Genomic DNA, 20,680 nt, shown 5'->3' on the forward strand with positions numbered 1-20,680 from the left:
GAGCGGATGCACGGGGCCGGGCCCCGCGCATCCGCTCGTCGCGTCCGCGCCGCGCGCGACGGCTCAGCCCAGCGCGTCCTCGAGCTTCGACTCGATCTCGGCGAGGTCGAGGAAGTTGTCGATCACGATGACGTCGGCCCAGGTCCTGCCGATCGCCTCCACGTAGTGGGCGCTGGTCAGGATCACCTGCGCGTCGGCGCCGACCGTCGCGATGGAGCCGACGTCGGCCGCCACCACCTCGTCGTCGCGCCCGAGCTTCTTGAGCACCCGCTCCGCGTTCACCTTCAGGATCGCGCTCGTGCCCATGCCGGCGCCGCAGATGGTGACGATCTTCATGCGCTCAGCCCCTCATCCGCTGCGCTCACGCCGTCGGCCAGCAGCAGCGCCGCCTCGAAGCCATCGCTGATCAGCTCGGCGAGCTCCTCGCGCTGCTCCAGCGGCAGGAAGGATGCGGCGGCGGCGTTCAGCTGCAGCACCTCGAGGTCGGCGAGGTCGTAGTCGAAGGCCTCGGCCAGCAGGGTCAGTTCGCGCGTGATGCTCGTCGCACTCATGAGCCTGTTGTCGGGGTTGACGGTCACGCGGTAGCCGAGCTGGTAGAGCAGATCGAAGGGCTGATCGGCGAGCTCGGGACCGAACCACTTGGCCGGCTCGGTCTGCAGGTTCGAGCTGGGCGCCACCTCGAGCGTGATCTCGCGGTCGCGCACCCACTGCGCCGTGCGGCCGAGGGTCGCGAGCGTGCCCTCGTCGCTCTGCTCGAGCTCGATGTCGAGAGCCACGGCCACGCCGTGCCCGAGGCGCAGCGCTCGACCGGCGAGCAGGGCGTCGTCGATGCTCGTGACGCCGTCCGCCTCGCCCGCGTGCACGGTCACGGGCAGGCGCTGCGCGGCGAGCAGCTCGAAGGCCTCGCGGTGCCCGCTCGCGGCGTGCCCGATCTCGGGGCCGGCGATGTCGAAGCCCAGCACGCCGCGGTCGCGGTGCCGCAGCGCCAGCTCGGCGATCTCGCCGCTGCGGTCGAGGTGCCGCAGGGCGCAGAGGATCTGCCCGGCGCCGATGGGCGCCTCGGCGGCCTCGACCGCCTGGTCGATGCCCTCCTGCACCGCTTCGACGGCCTCGTCGAGGCTCAGCCCGCCGCGCAGGTGCTGCTCGGGGGCCCAGCGGATCTCGCCGTGCACGACCCCGTCGGCGACGAGGTCCTCCACGAACTCGCGGGCGACGCGGATGAGGTTCTCGCGCGTCTGCATCACGCCCACGGTGATCTCGAACGTGCGCAGGTACTCCTCCAGCGATCCCGTGCTGGCGCTGCGCTCGAACCAGGCAGCGAGCTCGTCCGCGCTCGAGGCGGGCAGCTGCTCCTCCGCCAGGTCGATGATCGTCTGAGGCCGCAGCCCGCCGTCGAGGTGGTCGTGCAGGCTGACCTTCGGCAGGGAGCGGATCAGGTCTTCGGGGAGGCGGGACATGGGTCCATCGTAGGAGCCGCGGCCCCGCGGGCGCAGGCCGGTGCGTCCCGTTCACCGGCTGTGCACGTGCCGCTGCTCGGGCCTCAGCGTGCGCGACCCGGCGCGCCTCGCTGGTGCCCGCCCCGGGTCGGCACGGTGGCTCCCCACCGCAGCAGCCGCTCGGCCCCGTCCCGTCGCCCGGCCGGCTCCCCACCGCAGCAGCCGCTCGGCCCCGTCCCCCGAACCGCGCGCCGTGGCGTGCCCTCGACGCCTCCGCCACCGTCGAGTTGCCGCGAATGGCTGCTCCGGGCGCCCCGAGACGACCATTCGCGGCAAGTCGATGCGACCGTGGGCATCCGCCGGTGGATGAACGGAGCGGATGCGCCCGCCGGCGGGCAGCATCGGGGCATGCCCCGCGTTCCCGAGCCGCTGCCGCCGCCCCTGCAGGGTGCGCCCTTCGGCGTCGCTGCGGCGGGCGGGCTCGGGATCTCGCGGGCGCGCCTGCGCGCATCCGATCTCGACGCTCCGCATCACGGCGTCCGGGCGCTCCGAGGTCGTGCCCTCAGCCCGTGGGAGCTCGCGGTGCCGCTGCTCGGCGAGCACCGGTACTTCGGCGGCGCGACCGCGGCGCATCTCTGGGGCTGCCCGCTGCCCGCCCATGCCGCCGCGGTCGTGCACATCGTGGATCCGCGCCGCGCCCCACGCCACGCCGACGTCGAGGGGCACCGTGCCTCCTCCATCGATCGCGTCGTGGAGCGCAGCGGGGTGCGCGTCACGGACCCGCCGAGCACCTGGCTCGCTCTCGCCCGCGTGCTCGAACTCGACGATCTCGTCGCGTGCGGTGACCACCTCGTGCACGACCCGCCGCAACTGGACCCCGCGGATCCCTGGCGTCCGCACACCACGATCGCCGTGATCGCCGCGCGGATGGAGGGCTACCGGGGACGAGGCATCCGCGTCGCCCGCGAAGCTCTCGCGCTGCTGAGCACGGCCGCCGAGTCCCGGCCCGAATCGCATCTGCGCCTGCTGCTGCTCCGCGCGGGAATGACCGATGTGCTGGTCAACCCCGAGATCCTCGACGAGCGCGGTCGTTTCATCGCGCGCAGCGACCTCGTCTTCCTCGCCGAGAAGGTGGCCGTCGAGTACGACGGCGATCAGCACCGCACGTCGCTCGCGCAGTACGAGCACGATCGCGTGCGGCAGCAGCGGATGCGCGAAGCCGGCTGGGCGATCGTCGACGTCCGCGCGCGGGCGCTCTACGGCGATCCTCAAGGCGTCGTCCGCCGCGTGCGCCGCGCTCTGGGCCGCTGACCCCGGCGCTCCGGCTGGCCCCGGCCCCGGTGCTCGGCAGACGCACCTGCGCGGCGGCCCAGTGCTCGGCAGACCCTTGAGCGCGGCAGGCCCGGCGCTCGGCAGACTCCGATGCGCGCGGCGGCCCCCGACCGGCCCCCGCCATCTCCTGTGCGCCGCCCGCTGCATCGAGTTGCCGCGAATGGCTGCTCTGTGGCGCCCGGAGCAGCCATTCGCGGCAACTCGACGACGGCACGCCGCCTGAGAGCTCGGGGCCGCGCGACGATCCCGCGCCACCGGGCGTGTCGCGCCGCGGGTCCGCCGAACTCGCGAGAATCAGCGGCGGCGTGACTCGATCCCGCCTCGAGTTGCCGCGAATGGCTGCTCAGGCGCGCCCGAAGCGACCATTCGCGGCAACTCGGCGTCGTGGGGAAGCGGATCTCGTGACCGAGGCGTTGCGGGGAAGCAGATGACGAGGGGGTGCAGGATCAGGACTCCGAGAGCCCGCGCCCCGCCGCACACCCGCCGCAATGCGGTTCACCCAGCCGCACACCCGACGCAATGCGGTCCGCCCCGCCGCACACGCGCCGCGATGCGGTCCGCCCCGCCGCTACCCCGCGGTGATGCGGTCCGCGACCAGAGGGCCGCGCGGCTCCGCGCTGTCGGCGATCGACCACGCGCCCTCGACCGACTCCAGGGCCCGCTCGAAGCGGGCGGCGTCCTCGGCGTGCAGCGTGAAGAGCGGCTGCCCCTCGACGACGGCGTCGCCGGGCTTCACGTGCAGCTCGATGCCGGCGGAGTGGATCACCGGGTCCTGCTTGCGCGCACGGCCGGCACCGAGGCGCCAGGCGGCGATGCCGAACGGCAGCGCCTCCTGCGAGGCGAGCACGCCGGAGCGCGGCGCGGTCACGACGTGGGTCTCGGGCGCCACCGGCAGCGTGCCGTCCGGGTCGCCGCCCTGCGCCGCGATCATCGCCCGCCACGAGTCCATGGCCTTGCCCGAAGCCAGGTGGCCCTCGACGTCGGCGTCCGGCAGGCCGGCGAGCGCGAGCATCTCGCGCGCCAGCGCCACGGTCAGCTCGACCACGTCGGCGGGGCCGCCGCCGGCGAGCACCTCCATCGACTCGCGCACCTCGAGGGCGTTGCCGATGGTCAGACCCAGCGGCACGCTCATGTCGGTGAGCAGCGCGGTCGTGGCGACGCCCGCATCCGCTCCCAGCTGCACCATCGTCTCGGCGAGCCGGCGCGAGACGGCCTGGTCTTTAATGAAGGCGCCCGAGCCGAATTTCACATCGAGCACGAGGGCACCGGTGCCCTCGGCGATCTTCTTGCTCATGATCGAGCTGGCGATGAGCGGGATGCATTCCACCGTGCCCGTGATGTCGCGCAGCGCGTAGAGCTTGCCGTCCGCGGGCGCGAGGCCGCTGCCGGCGGCGCAGACGACCGCGCCGACGTCGCGCAGGATCTCCTGCATCCGCTCGTTCGAGATCGACGCCTGCCAGCCAGGGATCGACTCGAGCTTGTCGAGCGTGCCGCCCGTGTGGCCGAGGCCGCGGCCGGAGAGCTGCGGCACCGCGACGCCGAAGGATGCGACCAGGGGCGCGAGCGGCAGCGTGATCTTGTCGCCGACGCCGCCCGTCGAGTGCTTGTCGGTCGTGGCCTTGCCGAGCCCGCCGAACTCCATGGTCTCACCGGAGGCGATCATGGCGAGCGTGAGGTCCTTGATCTCGCGGCGCTCCATGCCGTTGAGGAAGATCGCCATGGCCATGGCCGCCATCTGCTCGTCGGCGACGTAGCCGCGGGTGTAGGCGTCGACCAGCCAGTCGATCTGCGGGGTGCTGAGCTCGCCGCGGTCGCGCTTGGTGCGGATCAGGTCGACGACGTCGAAGGGCTCGACGGCCATGGGGTCCTCCTGTGGTGGTGCGGTCGTTCGGCAGGGTGGGGCGACGAGCGGATGCGCGGGCCGTCAGAGCGCCGCGTACTCCTCGAGCTGCCGCGGCCCGAAGGCGTCGGGCAGGACCTGCTCGATGGTCCGGATGCCGCTGACGGTGTCGAGCAGCATGCCAGGCGCGCTGAACTCGTTGAGCAGCTGTCTGCAGCGGCCGCAGGGCATGAGCACGCCGCCGTTGCCGTCGACGCAGGCGAAGGCGACCAGGCGCCCTCCCCCGGTCATCTGCAGGTTCGACACGAGCGAGCACTCGGCGCAGAGCCCGACCCCGTAGGAGGCGTTCTCGACGTTGCAGCCGCTGACGACCCGCCCGTCCTCGGTGAGCGCGGCGGCGCCGACCGGGAACTTCGAGTACGGGGCGTACGCGCGGCTCATCGCGTCGCGGGCGGAGGCGCGCAGCGCCTCCCAGTCGATGTCGGTCACGGCGCTCATCCCTTGATGTAGGGGGTGCCGGCCGCGGCAGGGCCGCGCACCTTGCCGGCGAGGCCAGCGACGGCGATCAGCGTCACGACGTAGGGCAGCATGAGCAGGAACTGGCTGGGCACCGGCGAGCCGACGATGCCGAGCACCGAGGCCAGGTTGCGGGCGAAGCCGAACAGCAGGGCGGCGAGCGTGGCGAGGACGGGGTTCCAACGTCCGAAGATCAGCGCGGCGAGGGCGATGTAGCCCTGTCCAGCGGTCATCTCCTGGCTGAACGCTCCGACCGAGCCCAGCGTGAAGAACGCGCCACCGAGACCGGCGAGGGCACCGCCGAGGGTCACACCCATGAACCGGGTGCGCGCCACGTTGATGCCGACGGTGTCCGCGGCCTGGGGGTGCTCGCCGACCGCGCGGAGGCGCAGGCCCCAGCGGGTGCGGAACAGCGCGAAGGTCACGATCGCCACCGCGATGAACATCAGGTAGATGATCAGCGTCTGCTCGAACAGCAGCGGACCGAGGAGCGGGATCTGCGCGAGCAGCGGGATCTCGATCTGCGGTAGGCGGCCGGGCGAGTTCGAGGCGCTGTCGAGCACCGCCGAGTGCAGGAAGCTCGTGAGGCCGACGACCAGCACGTTGAGCACCACACCGACGATGACCTGATCGACGATGTAGGTGATCGCGAAGACGGCGAGCACGAGCGAGACCAGCGCGCCCGCGACCGCCGCGGCGACCAGGCCGAGGTAGAGGTTGCCGGTGAGCGACGCGACGACGGCCGAGCTGAACGCGCCGGCGAGCAGCTGCCCCTCGATCGCGATGTTCACGACGCCGACCCGCTCGCTGAGCACGCCGCCCAGCGCGCCGAAGACGAGGGGCACCGCGAGCGCGAGCGACCCCTGCAGCAGCTGGGTCATCGGCAGCGTGCCGCCGGCGATGGCCCACGAGAGCGTGCCGAGCACGGCCAGCACGCCGAAGACCGCGAGCAGCCACACCGGCACCCGGCGGCCGCGCCGCACCAGCAGCGCGGCGCCGGCGGCGAGCACCAGCAGCACGACGCCGAGCACCAGCGCCGTGCCTCGGCTGGGCAGCACGAGGTCGGGCACCGTGAAGAAGTCGCCGCTGGTGCTGATGCGGAAGGTCGAGTCCCCGTCGGAGCCGATGAGCCCGAAGAGCACGAGGACGAGCAGGGCGATGACGCCCAGGACGATCGGGGTGCGGTACGCGCGGATCATGCCTTGGCGCCCTTCGAACGGGAGAGGATGGCGGTCGCGCGGCTGCCCGGCGCGGGCAGGCGGAAGATGGCCCGCACGAGCGGCGGCGCCGCGAGGAACAGCACGATGAAGGACTGCACGACGAGCACGATGTCGACCGGCACGCCCTCGCTCGCCTGCATGGTGCGGCTGCCCGCTCGGAGCGCGCCGAAGAGGATGCCCGCGGCGAGCACGCCGAACGGCTTGGAGCGCCCGAGCAGCGCCACCGTGATCGCGTCGAAGCCGATGCTGCCGGCGATGCCGCCGGTGAGCGTCCGCTCGGTGCCCAGGATCTGCGCCGAGCCGGCGATGCCCATGAGACCGCCCGCGATGGCGAAGGTGACCACGTAGATCAACCCGACGTTGATGCCTGCGGTGCGCGCGGCGCTCGGGCTGAGCCCGACGGCGCGGATCTTGAAGCCCAGGTTCGACTTGGCGAACAACCACCAGATCGCCACGACGGCCAGCAGCATGGCGACGAAGCCCCAGTGCAGGCGCCCGACGATGCTCGGGAACATCGCGTCGACCGAGACGGGAGGGCTGATCGGGTTGACCGTGCCGGGCTGCTGCAGCACCGGAGTGGTCAGCAGGTAGTCGAAGAGCCGCAGCGCGATGTAGTTGAGCATGATCGTGAGGATCACCTCGTGGGCGCCGGTGCGGGCCTTCAGGATGCCGACGATGCCGGCCCAGAAGGCGGCGCCGACGATGCCGGCGATGAGCGCGACGACGACGTGGAGCACCGGCGGCAGGTCGACGGCGAAGCCGACCCAGCCGGCGAACGCCGCACCCGCGACGATCTGGCCGGTGCCGCCGATGTTGAACAGGCCGGCGCGGAAGGCGACGGCGACGCCGAGACCCGCGGCGACGAGCGGAGTCGCGTACACGAGCGTCTCCGAGATCGGCCCCAGCATCTCGCCGAGGCTGTCGCCGCGCGGGTTGAACACGGCGCCGCGCAGCAGCGCGCCGTAGGCTCCGCCGACGGCCTCGGCGATGGCGCCGAGCATGTCGCCCGGTCGCGCGAAGAAGTAGCCGGAGGTCTCCTGCACGTCCTCGTCGCTGGCCGCGATGAGGATGCCGCCGATGACGAAGGAGAGCAGGATGGCGGCGAGCGAGAGCACGATGCTGCCGGACATGATCTCGCGGACGACCGCTGAGACCCTGCCGTCGCGACGATCGCGCTCCTCGACGGGCGGGACGACGGCGCTCACGCGACGACCCCCGCCATCAAGCTGCCGAGCCGCTCGCGGCTGGTGTCGGGTGCGACCACGTCGACGATCCTCCCCTGGTACATGACCGCGATGCGGTCGGCGAGCGCGACGACCTCGTCGAGCTCGGTCGAGACGATGAGCACGGGCACGCCGGCATCGCGGGTGGCGACGATCTGCTCGTGCACGAACTGGATGGAGCCGACATCGAGGCCGCGGGTCGGCTGCGATGCGATGAAGAGCTTGAGGGGGCGCGACAGCTCGCGTGCGAGCACGACCTTCTGCTGGTTGCCGCCGGAGAGCCGGCCGACCTTGGTGTCGACGCCCTGCGAACGGACGTCGTACTCCCGCGACTTCTCCTCGGCGAAGCTGCGCACGGTGCCGAGCTTCAGCGAGAGGCCGTTGGCGAAGGGGTCGCGGTCGCTGCGATCGAGGATGAGGTTCTCGGCGATCGTGAACTCCTTGACGATGCCGTCGTGCGAGCGGTCCTCCGGCACGAAGCCGACGCCCGCATCCAGAACCTGCTTCACCGTCCGGCCGATGAGCTCGCGGCCCTCGAGGCTGATGGAGCCCTCGAGACCGCCGAGCAGGCCGATGATCGCGTTGGCGAGCTCGGTCTGCCCGTTGCCCTGCACACCGGCGACGGCGAGGATCTCACCGCGGCGGATGTCGAGGTCGACGTCGTCGAGGGTCACGGTCCCCTGCGCATTGCGTGCGCTGAGACCGCGGATGCTCAGGGCGACGTCCCCCGGAGCCGCCGGCTGCTTGTGCACGGTCAGCTCGACGGCGCGGCCGACCATGAGCGCCGCCAGCTCCTGCGAGCTCGCGGTGGGCTCCGCGCTGCCGACGACCTTGCCACGGCGGATCACCGTGATGACGTCGGCGATGGCGCGCACCTCGCGCAGCTTGTGCGAGATGAAGACGATGGAGGTGCCCGCCTCCTTGAGCTGGCGCATGATGCCGATCAGCTCATCCGTCTCCTGCGGGGTCAGCACGGCGGTCGGCTCGTCGAACACGAGCACCTTGGCGTCGCGACTGAGCGCCTTCACGATCTCGACACGCTGCTGCACGCCGACGGGCAGATCCTCGATGCGCGCGTCCGGGTCGAGTCCGAAGCCGAAGCGCGCCGAGATCTCGCGGACGCGCTGGCGCGCCGTCTCGAGATCGAGCACGCCGGCACCCTTCGTCGGCTCGTGGCCGAGCATCACGTTCTCGGCGACCGTGAACACGGGCACGAGCATGAAGTGCTGGTGAACCATGCCGATGCCGGCACGCATCGCGTCGCCCGGCCCGGAGAAGCGCTGCTCGATGCCGTCGAGCAGGATCGACCCCTCCTCGGCCTGGTAGAGGCCGTAGAGCACGTTCATGAGCGTGGATTTGCCGGCACCGTTCTCACCCAGCAGCGCATGGATCTGCCCGGGTTCGACGACGATGTCGATGGCGTCATTGGCGGTGAAGGCGCCGAAGCGCTTCGTGATACCGCGGAGTTCGAGTTGCATCGGTTCCCATTAGAGCATCGAGGGGCCGGGACGGCACGCTTCGGACACGGATGACGGGGGGACGACTCCAGGTCGTCCCCCCGTCGCGGGGGTGGCCGGTCAGGCGGTCGGCGTGCCCTCGGTGGTGATGACGAGCTCGCCCGACTCGATCTGCTCGCGTAGCGCCTCCACCTCGGCGGCCAGCTCGTCGGAGACCGACGAAGCCTGGTCGTGGAAGTCCGAGATGGTGACGCCCTCGTTCTCGAGCGTGCCCACGTACGTGGTCGCGTCGAACTCGCCGTTCAGGGCGGCCTCGATGGTCTCGAACACGGTGAGCTGCAGGCTCTTCTCGACCGAGGTGAGCAGCAGGCTCTTGTACTCGTCGTGCGCCGGGTTGGTGTACCAGTCGGTGTCGACGCCGACGACGCGGACGCCGTCCGAGGCGAGGGCGGCGATGCCGGTGCCCTGGCCGACCGGGCCGGCGACCGGCATGATGACGTCCGCGCCCTGGGCGATCAGCTGCTCGGAGAGGGTTTGACCGGCCGAGATGTCCTCGAAGTTGCCGACGAAGCTGTCGGTGCCGAGCACCTGCACGTCGGTACCATTCGCCTCGTTGTAGGCCTCGACGCCCTGGGCGTAACCCTCCATGAAGATGGTGACGGAGGGGAACGGGTTGCCACCGAAGGTGCCGACGACACCGGTCTCCGAGACACCCGCCGCGAGGTAGCCGGCCAGGAAGGCGGCCTGCGCCGTGTCGTAGAGGACGGGCTTGACGTTGTCGAGCGCGAGCGGGCTGAAGTCGTCCTCGCTCAGCGCCGAGTCGATGATCGCGTAGTTGACGTCCTCGTTCTCGCGCGCCGAGTCGCGGACCGCGTTCGCCAGCGCGAAGCCGACGCCGATGATGATGCCGCAATCCTCGCCGACGAGGGCGTTGACGTTCGGCACGTACTCGTCCTCGCTGGTCGACTCCGTCTCGCGGATGGTGATGCCCAGCTCGTCCTCCGCCTGGAGCAGTCCCGCGTAGGCGGACTCGTTGAACGAGCCGTCCTCGAAGCCGCCGAAGTCCGAGACCATGCAGGCGGTGAAGTCGCTGTTGTCGTCGCCGCCGTTGCCGGTCGTCTCCTCCGGCGCCTCAGCGCAGCCGGCGAGCACGAGCGCCGAGGCGGCGCCGAACGCGGCGAGCGCCAGCGCCCGCTTGCGAGTGGTGGTGTTCACGTGGATTCCTCCTGGGAAGCATGAGACCGGGTGCGATGTCCCCCGGCCGATCTTGGTCAGAGTACCGGTGGCCCCACCCGACGAATTGCCGTCGTCGGTACTCGGTGCGAGACCGTTACGAACTCGCGACCGCGGCGAAACGCACCCGAAATACGACCGCCGTCGCGAGCGTCACAGCACGTCGTTGCGACCGGAGAGCTTGAGCGCGTCGACGACGCCCTTCACGCGCTGCGCATTCTGGCTCGTGGTGACGAGGAGCGCATCCGGGGTGTCCACCACGATGATGTCCTGCACGCCGATGAGCGAGATGACGCGGTCGCTGCCGGAGACGACGACGCCGCTGGACGCATCCGCCAGCACGCGGGCGTGCTCGCCCAGCACGGCGAGACCTCCGGCGCGTCCTCCGTTGTGCAGCTTGGCGATGGCGGCGAAGTCGCCGACGTCGTCCCAGTCGAAGTCGCCGGGGATCACCGCGAGGCGGCCAGCCGCGGCTGCCGGCTCGGCGACGGTGTAGTCGATGGCGATCTTCTCGAGGCCGGGCCAGATGCGGTCGACGGCCGGGCCCCGCAGGACCGGGTCGTCCCAGGCGTCGGCGAGCTCCTGGAGACCGGCCAGGAGCGCGGGCCGATTGCGGCCGATCTCCTCGAGCAGCACGTCGGCCCGGGAGATGAACATGCCGGCGTTCCAGACGTAGTCGCCGGTCTCGAGGTACCCGACGGCCGTGTCGTAGTCGGGCTTCTCGACGAAGGAGCGCACCGCTCGGGCGTGCGCGGCGCCATCCACCGTCAGCGCATCGCCGGTGTGGATGTAACCGAAGCCGATCGCCGGCTCGGTCGGCGTGATGCCGATGGTCGCGATGTACCCGGCGTCAGCGGCGGCGACGGCCTCGGCGACCGTGCGACGGAATCCGCGCCCGTCGTTGATGACGTGGTCCGCGGCGAACGAGCCGATGATCACATCGGGCTGCCTGCGCACGAGGATCGCCGCGGCGAGACCGATCGCCGCGGTCGAGTCCTTCGGCTCGACCTCGAGCACGATGTTGCGGTCCTCGAGCTCCGGCAGCTGCTTCTCCACGGCGGCGCGGTGCGAGCGTCCCGTGACCACCATGATCCGCTGCTCCCCGCTGATCGGGGCGAGGCGGTCCCAGGTGGAGCGCAGCAGGGTGCTGCCGGAGCCGGTCAGGTCGTGCAGGAACTTCGGCGCGTCGGCACGGGAGAGCGGCCAGAGCCTGGACCCGATGCCGCCGGCGGGGATGATGCTGTAGAAGCGGGAGATCGGGTCCTGGTTCACCATGCGCTCACCCTATCCAGTGAGTGCCGAGAGCCCGTTCACCGCCTCTTCACCGAGCCCTCATCGCACCGTCGCCCGCCGCATCCGACCCGCTGCCTAACCTGCGGGGACAGGCCCGGATCGGAGATCAGGATCATGCGAGTCGCAGTCGTCAGCGAGAGCTTCCTCCCCACCGTCAACGGCGTCACCGGCAGCGTCTGCAAGGTGCTCGAGCACCTGCGCGAGCGCGGCGACGACGCCATCGTGATCGCCCCCGCCGCGGGCGCGCCGGCCGAGTACGCGGGCTTCCCCGTGCACGAGGTGCCGGCCCTCGCCTATCGGCAGTTCCCGGTCGGCCTGCCGAGCCCGCTCGTGCAGCGGATCCTCGCCGACTTCCAGCCCGACGTGCTGCACGCCGCGTCGCCCTTCCTGCTCGGTGCGCACGGCATCTGGGCGGCGAACCGGCTCGGCGTGCCGAGCGTCGCCGTGTTCCAGACGGATGTGCCGGGCTACGCCCGCAGGAACGGCATGAGGGCGGCGGTGAAGCTGGCCTGGCGCATCGTCCGCTGGGTGCACGAGGGCGCCGAGCTGACGCTCGTGCCGTCGAGCGCATCGCAGGCCGACCTCGAGGGCGCGGGGATCCGGCGCCTCGCCCGGTGGGGGCGCGGCGTGGACCTCGACCGGTACCACCCCCGCAACCGGGACCTGCCCGCCGCTGCCGCGATGCGCGAGCGGCTCGCTCCGGGCGGCGAGGTCGTGGTCGGCTACGTGGGTCGCATCGCGCCCGAGAAGCAGCTCGAGCGGCTGGCGCGGCTCCGCGGTGTGCGGGGGATCCGTCTCGCGATCGTCGGCGACGGGCCCGCCATGCCCTCGGTGCGGCATGCGCTGCGAGGGGTGCCGACGACCTTCCTGGGCATGCTGCGCGGCGACGACCTGGCCGCCGCCTACGGGGCCATGGACGTCTTCGTGCACACCGGCGACGAGGAGACCTTCGGGCAGACGATCCAGGAGGCGCACGCCGCGGGTCTGCCGGTGATCGCCCCGCGCGCGGGCGGACCCGTCGACCTCGTGCATCCTGCGCTCGACGGCTTCCTCTTCGAGCCGGACGACCTCGGTCAGCTGCGCGACGCCGTGCAGGTGCTCGTCCGGCAGCCCGAGCTGCGGGCGCGCATGGGCGAAGCCGGCCGACGATCGGTGCTCGGGCGTTCGTGGCGGGCGGTCGGCGACGAGCTCATCGGCCATTACGAGGCCGCGATGCGCTCCCGATCGCTGAGCCCCGGGTCGCCGTCGAGCCGGCAGGCGGTCGCTCCGGAGCCGGCCCGATAAGGACTGCCTAAGGGGCGCCCCGACGGATGCCGGGTTAGGCTGATCCCGCCCCTCGCCCGGGGCGAATCAGCGCAGTGCCGCGGGGAGTGCGGCACGCATCCGCAAGGAGGTCGCTCGTGACAGTGGAGTCAGGTGGAGCCGTGAAGGCCCCGCCGATCGAGACCCCGAAGCGTGGCCTGCGCGCGCCCGCCGGGACGCTCTACCGCGGCACCGAGGGCATGTGGTCGTGGGTGCTCCACCGCATCACCGGCACCGCCATCTACTTCTTCCTGCTCGTGCACATCCTCGACACGGCGCTCATCCGCGTCTCCCCCGAGGCGTACAACGCGGTGATCAGCGCCTACCAGACCGAGATCATGGGCCTCGGCGAGGTCGCGCTGGTCGGCGCGATCGTCTTCCACGCCTTCAACGGGCTGCGCATCATCCTGATCGACTTCTGGGGTTGGGCCACGCAGCACCACCGGCTCATGTTCTGGATCGTCGTCGGCCTCTGGGTCGTGACGATGCTCGCGTTCACCCCGCGCCACCTGATCAACGTCTTCAGCCACTGAGAGGGGCACCGCGATGACTGCAATCCCCGCACCGCGCTCCGGCGGAGGCCGAGGCGGACGCCGCACCAACTGGGAGAAGTGGGGCTGGATCTACATGCGCGCCAGCGGCGTGCTGCTGATCGTCCTCATCTTCGGGCACCTCTTCGTCAACCTGATGACAGGCGAGGGCGTCAGCCAGATCAGCTTCGGCTTCGTCGCCGGCAAGCTGGCCAACCCGTTCTGGCAGTGGTGGGACGTGGCCATGCTGTGGCTCGCCCTCATCCACGGCGCCAACGGCATGCGCACCCTCGTCAACGACTACGTGAGCCGTCCGAAGGTGCGTGCGGCGCTGAAGATCGCGCTCGTCGGCTCGACCGCCGCGCTGATCGTGCTCGGCACGCTCGTCGTCTTCACCTTCGACCCGTGCCTCGGCGCCGACGAGTTCCCCGACCTCGTCCTGTCGATCTGCACCGCCTGACCACCACAGCTGAGGAATAGCGTGACCACGACTGCCCCGATCGAGTCCACCGTCATCGACGGAGTGCACTACCACCAGTACGACATCGTCATCGTCGGAGCCGGCGGCGCCGGGATGCGGGCGGCCATCGAGGCCGGACCGAAGGCCCGGACGGCGGTCATCTCGAAGCTCTACCCGACGCGCTCGCACACGGGCGCCGCGCAGGGCGGCATGGCCGCCGCCCTCGCGAACGTCGAGGAGGACAGCTGGGAGTGGCACACCTTCGACACCGTGAAGGGCGGCGACTACCTCGTCGACCAGGACGCGGCGGAGATCCTCGCGAAGGAGGCCATCGACGCGGTCATCGACCTCGAGAACATGGGCCTGCCCTTCAACCGCACCCCCGACGGCAAGATCGACCAGCGCCGCTTCGGCGGGCACACGGCCGACCACGGCAAGTCGCCGGTGCGCCGCGCGTGCTACGCCGCCGACCGCACGGGTCACATGATCCTGCAGACGCTCTACCAGAACTGCGTCAAGCACGGCATCGAGTTCTTCAACGAGTTCTACGTGCTCGACCTGATCATGGCCGAGATCGACGGCGTCCAGCAGCAGGCGGGCGTCGTGGCCTACGAGCTGCGCACCGGCGAGATCCACGTCTTCCACTCGAAGGCCACGATCTTCGCGACCGGCGGCTTCGGCAAGATCTTCAAGACCACCTCGAACGCGCACACCCTCACCGGCGACGGCGTCGGCATCATCTGGCGCAAGAAGCTGCCGCTGGAGGACATGGAGTTCTTCCAGTTCCACCCGACCGGGCTCGCGGGCCTCGGCATCCTGCTCACCGAGGGCGCCCGCGGCGAGGGCGCGATCCTGCGCAACGCGAGCGGCGAGCGCTTCATGGAGCGCTACGCGCCGACCATCAAGGATCTCGCCCCGCGCGACATCGTCGCCCGCTGCATGGTGCAGGAGGTGCTCGACGGTCGCGGGGCCGGCCCGCACAAGGACTACGTCTACCTCGACTGCACCCACCTCGGCGCCGAGGTGCTCGAGACCAAGCTGCCCGACATCACCGAGTTCGCGCGCACGTACCTCGGCGTCGATCCCGTCGTCGAGCCGGTGCCGGTGTTCCCGACCGCGCACTACGCGATGGGCGGCATCCCGACGAACGTGAAGGCGGAGGTGCTCGCCGACAACACGACCGTCGTGCCCGGCCTCTACGCCGCCGGCGAGTGCGCCTGCGTGAGCGTGCACGGCTCGAACCGCCTCGGCACGAACTCGCTGCTCGACATCAACGTCTTCGGCAAGCGCAGCGGCAACAACGCCGCCGAGTACGTCAAGACGGCGGACTTCGTGCCGCTGCCCGAGGACCCGGCCGCGGAGGTGCGGGGCATGCTCGAGGGCATCCGCTCGTCCACCGGATCGGAGCGCGTCGCGCAGATCCGCAAGGAGCTGCAGGAGTCGATGGACCGCTGCGCGCAGGTGTTCCGCACCGAGGAGAGCCTGGAGGAGGTCACGGGCATCATCCACGGGCTGCGCGAGCGCTACCGCGACGTCGCAGTGCACGACAAGGGCAGGCGTTTCAACACCGACCTGCTCGAGGCGGTCGAGCTCGGCTTCCTGCTCGACCTCGCCGAGGTGCTCGTCTTCAGCGCCAAGAACCGCAAGGAGAGCCGCGGCGGGCACATGCGCGACGACTACCCGAAGCGCGACGACGAGAACTACATGCAGCACACGATGGCCTACCTCACCGGCGACCCGCACTCGTCGACGGCGGCGGACCACATCCGACTCGACTGGAAGCCCGTCGTGATCACCAACTACCAGCCCATGGAGAGGAAGTACTGATGACCCTCACCCAGGAGGCACCGGCCGCCGGCGGCGCCGAGGAGGCCGTCGAGCCGTTCCCAGTGACCATCATCGTCCGCCGCTTCGACCCGGAGACGATGGAGGAGCCGGTCTGGCAGGACTTCGACGTGCAGATGTACCCGACGGACCGCATCCTCGACGCCCTGCACCAGATCAAGTGGGAGCAGGACGGCACGCTCGCGTTCCGCCGCTCCTGCGCGCACGGCATCTGCGGCTCGGATGCGATGCGCATCAACGGCCGCAACCGCCTCGCCTGCAAGACGCTGATCAAGGACCTCGACATCTCGCAGCCGATCTACGTGGAGGCGATCAAGGGCCTGCCCCTCGAGAAGGACCTCATCGTCGACATGGAGCCCTTCTTCGAGAGCTTCCGCGAGGTGCAGCCGTTCCTGCAGGCGTCCAAGCCCGCCGAGAAGGGCAAGGAGCGCGTGCAGTCCGTCGCCGAGCGCGCCCGCTTCGACGACACCACGAAGTGCATCCTCTGCGCCGCGTGCACCTCGTCGTGCCCGGTGTTCTGGACGGACGGCCAGTACTTCGGCCCCGCCGCGATCGTGAACGCGCACCGCTTCATCTTCGACTCGCGCGACGACCAGGCCGAGGTGCGCCTCGACATCCTCAACGACCAGGAGGGCGTCTGGCGCTGCCGCACGACCTTCAACTGCACCGAGGCGTGCCCGCGCGGCATCCAGGTGACCAAGGCCATCGCCGAGGTCAAGCAGGCGGTGCTGCGCGGGCGCGCGTAGCCGCACGTCGTTCGAAGGGCCGGTGCCGGTGGCGCCGGCCCTTCGTCCTGAGCGGGTGTGACCTTGGGCGGGCTGCGGGTCAGCCGCGAGGATGACCCGGGCGGATGCGGGGGCCGCTAGCGTGGCAGCAAACGCAGTAGACTTCAGGGGGAATCGTGCGCATCCGCACTCTCGCGGCCGTTCCGGCCGCACTCGCCATCATCGCCACCGTGCTCACCGGCTGCACCAACCCGTCAGCCGATCCGGAGCCGACCGTGGAGCCGACGACGGCACCGGCTGAGCCCGGCGCCGAGCCGGTCGCCGAGGAGTCCGATCTCCGGACCATCTGCGAGGGGCTGATCCCCCTCGCCACCGTCCAGGAGCGGTTCGGCGACGACACCACGCTGCTGATCGACCACGGGCCGTCGCCCGAGCCGGAGTTCTCGACCTGGGCAGCGCTCGCCAGCGGCGATGTGCTGTGCTTCTGGGGCAACCCGGACCAGGAGACCATCAACGCGAACGTGTCGCTCATGCTGTTCCGCGACGGGGCGGATGAGTACGCGCGCAGCCGGGAGGAGAACGAACTGCTCGAGGCCGAGCAGAGCGGAAGCCTGGACCGGCGCTTCGACGCGTTCGGTGCGTCCGTCGACTGGTGCGACGGGTACCGCTGCGAGACCAGCGTCCTGCTCGATGAGGGCCCGAGCTGGGTGACCCTGCAGCTCCGCGCCGATGAGGGTTCTACACTGCTCGACACCGCATCGATGCGCTCCCGGTGGGATCCGGTGCTCGAGGTGGCCCTCGCGGAGACCCCCGCCGCGCTCGAAGCAGTGCCCGATGCGCGGTCCGCTCAGCCGGCCTGCGACGATCTGCTCGGACTCGATGAGGCCAGCGCGCTGCTCGGCGAGACCGTCACGAAGGTGACGGACGCCGGGGACTGGTTGGAAGGCGCCACCGTCGTCGGCGAGAAGTGGCATCCGGCCTATCACGGCACCGCGTGCCGCTGGGGTGACACCCAGGAGGGCGCCGCGGTCCACGTGGCGTTCATCGCCGCACCGGACTGGGTCCGGGCCGCGTCGTTCGAGCGGGTGGGGCCGACGGAGTCCGGCTTCCGGCATACCCCGCTGACCGGCGAGTCCATCACCATCGACGGCGCCTCCGACGCCTGGCAGTTCTGCCGGGAGCCCGGCGACGGCATCGAGGAGTGCCGGGTGGATCTGCAGGTCGGCGACGTCTGGCTGCAGCTGGAGGGGTTCGGCGTCGACGAGCCGCTCGCCGTCGCGGAGGCCGTCGCCCGGAACCTGGCCGGTCGCGCCTGAGTCGGAGCACATCCCCGCACGGCAGACTGGGCGGATGCGCGCCATCACCATCAGCCGGCCCGGCGGTCCCGAGGTCCTCACCGTCTCCGAGGTCGAGGAGCCGGCGCCCGGGCCGCACGAGGTCGTGATCGACGTCGCCGCCGCCGGGGTCAACCGCGCGGACGTCGCACAGCGCCAGGGCGTGTATCCCCCGCCCGAGGGCGCTCCGGCCTGGCCGGGCCTGGAGGTGTCCGGCATCGTCGTGGCGCTCGGCGCGTCCGTGTCGCAGTGGAGGGTCGGGGACTACGTCGTGGCGCTCCTGAGCGGCGGCGGCTACGCCGATCGGGTCGCGGTGGACGAAGGTCTCGTGCTGCCGATGCCGAAGGGCGTCGATCTCGCGCTCGCCGCGGGCCTGCCCGAGGCCGTCGCCACCGTCTGGTCGAACCTGGTGCTCGAGGCGGGCCTGCGCGAGGGCGATGTGCTGCTCGTGCACGGCGGCGCGAGCGGTGTCGGTACGATCGCCATCCAGATCGGCGCGGCGCTCGGCGCCACCGTGTACGCGACCGCGGGCAGCGCCGAGAAGGTCGCGCTCTGCGAGCAGCTCGGCGCCGCGCGGGGCATCGACTACCGCGGCGAGGACTTCGTCGAGGTCGTCCAGCAGGAGACGGAAGGCCGGGGCGTCGACGTGATCCTCGACATGGTCGGCGGCGACTACCTCGCGCGCGACGTGGCGGCGCTCGCGACGGGCGGGCGCATCCAGCTCATCGCGACGCAGCGCGGTCGCGAGGCCACGATCGACGCGTCGGTGCTCATGGCCAAGCGCGCCCGCATCCACGGCACGACGCTGCGCGCACGTCCGCTCGAGGAACGCCGGGCCATCGTCGCCGCCGTGCGCGAGCACGCCTGGCCGCTCGTCGAGCGCGGCGCGGTGCAGGTGTTCCTCGACAGCGCCTACCCGCTGGACTTCGCAGCCACCGCGCACCGCCGGATGGAGTCCGGCGAGCACGCGGGCAAGATCCTGCTGGCGGTGCGCTGAGCGCGTCTCAGAGGCACGACTCAGCACCGCTGCGACAAGTCAGCAGCGGGGAAGGTGCTGACTCGTCGCCGAGGTGCTGAGTTCTTCCGCACGGAACGTCGGGGCACGAGACGGCGAGGGCCGGTGCGCGCAGCGCACCGGCCCTCCGTCGTGAGCGGCGTCAGGCCGCGGCGGCCGCCTCTCGGGCGGCGGCGGCGGACGGCGCGGCGAGTGCCGCGGCGGCCTTGGCGCGGGCCTGCTCGAGGGTGACGCCGGCGAGCTCGGCGCGCACGTCGGCGAGCGCGGCGGGCGTCATCGAGAGCGTCGTGGCGCCGAGACCGACGAGCACGACGGCGAGCTGCGGGTCGGCGGCGGCCTCGCCGCAGATGCCCACGGCCTTGCCCGCGTCCGCGCCGGCGTCGCCGAGCAGCTTCACCAGGCGCAGCACGGCGGGGTGCCACGGGTCCTGATAGCTCGCGACGGATCCGAGCATCCGGTCGGCGGCGAGCGTGTACTGGGTAAGGTCGTTCGTGCCGATCGACACGAAGTCGGCGGTGGCGAGCACCTGGTCGGCGAGCACCGCGAGCGAGGGCACCTCGGCCATGACGCCGACGGTCTTGAGGCCGAGCTCCTTGCCGAGCGCGACGAAGTACTCGGTCTCCTCCGCGTCGGCGACCATCGGGGCCATCACCCAGAGGTCGGCCTCGGTGGCATCCTGCGCGCCCTTGAGCGCCAGGAGCTGTTCGCGCAGGATCTGCTCGCTGGCGCGGAGCGCGCGCAGGCCGCGCAGGCCGAGCGCGGGGTTCTCCTCGTGCGCGTCGTTGAGGAACGCGAGCGGCTTGTCGGCGCCGGCGTCGAGGGCGCGCACGACCACCTTCTTGCCCGGGAACGCCTCCAGCAGCTTCGTGTAGCTGGCCTGCTGGCTCTCGACGCTCGGCGCGGTCTTCGCGTCGAGGAAGAGGAACTCGGTGCGGAACAGGCCGACGCCCTCGGCGCCGAGGGCGACGGCCTCGGGGGCGTCGTCGGGAGATCCGACGTTGGCGAGCAGCGGCACCTGGTGCCCGTCCGCCAGCGCGCCGTCGGTGAGGGCGCCGCGGCCTGAGCCTTGCGCTCCGCGATGCGACGCTCCGCATCCGCCACCTCGTCGGCCGTGGGATCGACCGTGACGACGCCGCTGGCGGCATCCGCGATGACGACGGTGCCGTCCGCGAGGTCGAGGGCACCGGTGACCCCGACGATCGCGGGGATCGACTTCGAGCGGGCGAGGATGGCGGTGTGCGAGGTCGGGCCGCCGTCCCGCGTGACGAGTGCGAGCACCTTGTCGAGGTCGAGCAGCGCGGTGTCGGCCGGGGCGAGGTCGGGGGCGACCAGGATGAACGGGGTGTCGCTCTCGGGGACGCCGGGCGCCGGCACGCCGCGCAGGCGGGCGATGATGCGCTGCGCGACGTCGCCGAGGTCGGTCGCGCGCTCGGCCATGTAGCCGCCCATGCCGATGAGCAGATCGGCGAACGTCGCGAAGGCCTCGTGCACGGCGCGCTCGCCCGTACGGCCGCCGTCGATGCGACTATTCGCGTCATCGATGAGCGTCGGGTCCTGGGCCATGAGCGCCTGGGCGTCGAGCACGTCCTTGGCTTCTCCGCCAGCCTCGGCGCCGCGTTCGGTCAGGTCGGCGGCGACCGCGGCGAGCGCCTCGGCGACGCGGGCCTTCTCGGCGGCGACATCGCCGTCGAAGCGGGTCTCCTCCGGTTCGGGGAGGGGTTCGGGCATACGAAGAACGGGGCCGACCGCGACTGCACGGCCGACGCCCACACCGGTGAGTGACATGCCGGCGATTCTAGGCGACCTGGTCGGATGCGCCCCTGCCGGAGGGAGCACGTGCAGCGACGGACGCGCGGCGCGACCGTGAACGCTGAGTGGGCGGTCCGAGGCGGCGAGCCGCCGCATCCGCTCGGCCAGAC

At 71.4% G+C, this 20,680-nt stretch carries 17 protein-coding genes and 1 pseudogene; 8 read left to right on the forward strand and 10 right to left on the reverse strand.

Annotated features, from left to right (window positions below):
* Positions 1-63: 63 nt before the first annotated feature.
* Positions 64-336, reverse strand: a complete 273-nt coding sequence (locus tag QQK26_RS06545; protein WP_284231315.1) for a PTS sugar transporter subunit IIB — start codon at positions 334-336, stop codon at positions 64-66.
* Positions 333-1,457, reverse strand: coding sequence for an adenosine deaminase (locus tag QQK26_RS06550; protein WP_284231326.1), 1,125 nt, complete (start codon positions 1,455-1,457; stop codon positions 333-335). The genes QQK26_RS06545 and QQK26_RS06550 overlap by 4 nt, the downstream gene beginning before the upstream one ends.
* 387 nt (positions 1,458-1,844) lie before the next feature.
* Here QQK26_RS06550 and QQK26_RS06555 point away from each other — a divergent pair, with 387 nt between their 5' ends.
* Positions 1,845-2,747 carry an endonuclease domain-containing protein gene (locus tag QQK26_RS06555; protein WP_284231329.1) on the forward strand — a complete coding sequence of 301 codons (903 nt, stop codon included), beginning with the start codon at positions 1,845-1,847 and terminating at the stop codon, positions 2,745-2,747.
* 589 nt (positions 2,748-3,336) lie between these two features.
* Here the strand turns inward: QQK26_RS06555 and QQK26_RS06560 are convergent.
* The 7 genes from QQK26_RS06560 to QQK26_RS06590 all read right to left on the reverse strand — a co-directional run bounded on the left by QQK26_RS06560 (position 3,337) and on the right by QQK26_RS06590 (position 11,532).
* Positions 3,337-4,629: a thymidine phosphorylase gene (locus tag QQK26_RS06560; protein ID WP_284231331.1), complete on the reverse strand. Its 1,293-nt coding sequence runs from the start codon at positions 4,627-4,629 to the stop codon at positions 3,337-3,339.
* Between the two features lie 63 nt (positions 4,630-4,692).
* Positions 4,693-5,106, reverse strand: coding sequence for a cytidine deaminase (locus QQK26_RS06565; protein ID WP_284231334.1), 414 nt, complete (start codon positions 5,104-5,106; stop codon positions 4,693-4,695).
* Complete coding sequence (locus QQK26_RS06570) at positions 5,103-6,323, reverse strand: ABC transporter permease (protein ID WP_284231338.1); 1,221 nt, start codon at positions 6,321-6,323, stop codon at positions 5,103-5,105. The genes QQK26_RS06565 and QQK26_RS06570 overlap by 4 nt, the downstream gene beginning before the upstream one ends.
* Positions 6,320-7,549, reverse strand: a complete 1,230-nt coding sequence (locus tag QQK26_RS06575; protein ID WP_284231341.1) for an ABC transporter permease — start codon at positions 7,547-7,549, stop codon at positions 6,320-6,322. Before QQK26_RS06575 ends, QQK26_RS06570 begins: the two co-directional genes overlap by 4 nt.
* Complete coding sequence (locus QQK26_RS06580; protein WP_284231344.1) at positions 7,546-9,045, reverse strand: ABC transporter ATP-binding protein; 1,500 nt, start codon at positions 9,043-9,045, stop codon at positions 7,546-7,548. The genes QQK26_RS06575 and QQK26_RS06580 overlap by 4 nt, the downstream gene beginning before the upstream one ends.
* A 99-nt stretch (positions 9,046-9,144) precedes the next feature.
* A complete protein-coding gene (locus QQK26_RS06585) occupies positions 9,145-10,239 on the reverse strand; it encodes a BMP family lipoprotein (protein WP_284231347.1) in 1,095 nt (364 codons plus the stop codon).
* Positions 10,240-10,410: 171 nt separating this feature from the next.
* A complete protein-coding gene (locus QQK26_RS06590) occupies positions 10,411-11,532 on the reverse strand; it encodes a mannose-1-phosphate guanylyltransferase (RefSeq protein WP_284231350.1) in 1,122 nt (373 codons plus the stop codon).
* A gap of 132 nt (positions 11,533-11,664) precedes the next feature.
* On the opposite strand from QQK26_RS06590, the gene QQK26_RS06595 reads away from it, so the two are divergent.
* The 7 genes from QQK26_RS06595 (at position 11,665) to QQK26_RS06625 (ending at position 18,743) form a co-directional block, all read left to right on the forward strand.
* Positions 11,665-12,834, forward strand: coding sequence for a glycosyltransferase family 4 protein (locus QQK26_RS06595; protein ID WP_284231353.1), 1,170 nt, complete (start codon positions 11,665-11,667; stop codon positions 12,832-12,834).
* 140 nt (positions 12,835-12,974) lie between these two features.
* Complete coding sequence (gene sdhC / locus QQK26_RS06600) at positions 12,975-13,385, forward strand: succinate dehydrogenase, cytochrome b556 subunit (protein WP_284234484.1); 411 nt, start codon at positions 12,975-12,977, stop codon at positions 13,383-13,385.
* A gap of 13 nt (positions 13,386-13,398) precedes the next feature.
* Complete coding sequence (locus QQK26_RS06605; RefSeq protein WP_284231356.1) at positions 13,399-13,842, forward strand: succinate dehydrogenase hydrophobic membrane anchor subunit; 444 nt, start codon at positions 13,399-13,401, stop codon at positions 13,840-13,842.
* A gap of 21 nt (positions 13,843-13,863) precedes the next feature.
* Positions 13,864-15,669 (forward strand): succinate dehydrogenase flavoprotein subunit, encoded by a 1,806-nt coding sequence (gene sdhA / locus QQK26_RS06610; RefSeq protein ID WP_284231359.1) that lies wholly within the window; start codon positions 13,864-13,866, stop codon positions 15,667-15,669.
* Complete coding sequence (locus QQK26_RS06615) at positions 15,669-16,433, forward strand: succinate dehydrogenase iron-sulfur subunit (RefSeq protein ID WP_284231362.1); 765 nt, start codon at positions 15,669-15,671, stop codon at positions 16,431-16,433. The genes sdhA and QQK26_RS06615 overlap by 1 nt, the downstream gene beginning before the upstream one ends.
* Before the next feature lie 155 nt (positions 16,434-16,588).
* Positions 16,589-17,728, forward strand: a complete 1,140-nt coding sequence (locus QQK26_RS06620) for a hypothetical protein (protein ID WP_284231365.1) — start codon at positions 16,589-16,591, stop codon at positions 17,726-17,728.
* 34 nt (positions 17,729-17,762) lie between these two features.
* Positions 17,763-18,743, forward strand: a complete 981-nt coding sequence (locus QQK26_RS06625) for an NAD(P)H-quinone oxidoreductase (RefSeq protein ID WP_284231368.1) — start codon at positions 17,763-17,765, stop codon at positions 18,741-18,743.
* Between the two features lie 160 nt (positions 18,744-18,903).
* Here the strand turns inward: QQK26_RS06625 and ptsP are convergent.
* Positions 18,904-20,546: pseudogene (gene ptsP, locus QQK26_RS06630) on the reverse strand (phosphoenolpyruvate--protein phosphotransferase).
* Positions 20,547-20,680: the final 134 nt, after the last annotated feature.

Source organism: Arenivirga flava (assembly GCF_030161575.1).
Lineage (GTDB): Bacteria > Actinomycetota > Actinomycetes > Actinomycetales > Microbacteriaceae > Arenivirga > Arenivirga flava.

Excerpts from the sequence above, each read along its gene's own strand:
- QQK26_RS06545 (WP_284231315.1), bottom strand. The coding sequence starts at position 336 with ATGAAGATCGTCACCATCTGCGGCGCCGGCATGGGCACGAGCGCGATC.
- QQK26_RS06550 (WP_284231326.1), bottom strand. The coding sequence starts at position 1,457 with ATGTCCCGCCTCCCCGAAGACCTGATCCGCTCCCTGCCGAAGGTCAGC.
- QQK26_RS06555 (WP_284231329.1), top strand. The coding sequence starts at position 1,845 with ATGCCCCGCGTTCCCGAGCCGCTGCCGCCGCCCCTGCAGGGTGCGCCC.
- QQK26_RS06560 (WP_284231331.1), bottom strand. The coding sequence starts at position 4,629 with ATGGCCGTCGAGCCCTTCGACGTCGTCGACCTGATCCGCACCAAGCGC.
- QQK26_RS06565 (WP_284231334.1), bottom strand. The coding sequence starts at position 5,106 with ATGAGCGCCGTGACCGACATCGACTGGGAGGCGCTGCGCGCCTCCGCC.
- QQK26_RS06570 (WP_284231338.1), bottom strand. The coding sequence starts at position 6,323 with ATGATCCGCGCGTACCGCACCCCGATCGTCCTGGGCGTCATCGCCCTG.
- QQK26_RS06580 (WP_284231344.1), bottom strand. The coding sequence starts at position 9,045 with ATGCAACTCGAACTCCGCGGTATCACGAAGCGCTTCGGCGCCTTCACC.
- QQK26_RS06590 (WP_284231350.1), bottom strand. The coding sequence starts at position 11,532 with ATGGTGAACCAGGACCCGATCTCCCGCTTCTACAGCATCATCCCCGCC.
- QQK26_RS06595 (WP_284231353.1), top strand. The coding sequence starts at position 11,665 with ATGCGAGTCGCAGTCGTCAGCGAGAGCTTCCTCCCCACCGTCAACGGC.
- QQK26_RS06605 (WP_284231356.1), top strand. The coding sequence starts at position 13,399 with ATGACTGCAATCCCCGCACCGCGCTCCGGCGGAGGCCGAGGCGGACGC.
- QQK26_RS06615 (WP_284231362.1), top strand. The coding sequence starts at position 15,669 with ATGACCCTCACCCAGGAGGCACCGGCCGCCGGCGGCGCCGAGGAGGCC.
- QQK26_RS06625 (WP_284231368.1), top strand. The coding sequence starts at position 17,763 with ATGCGCGCCATCACCATCAGCCGGCCCGGCGGTCCCGAGGTCCTCACC.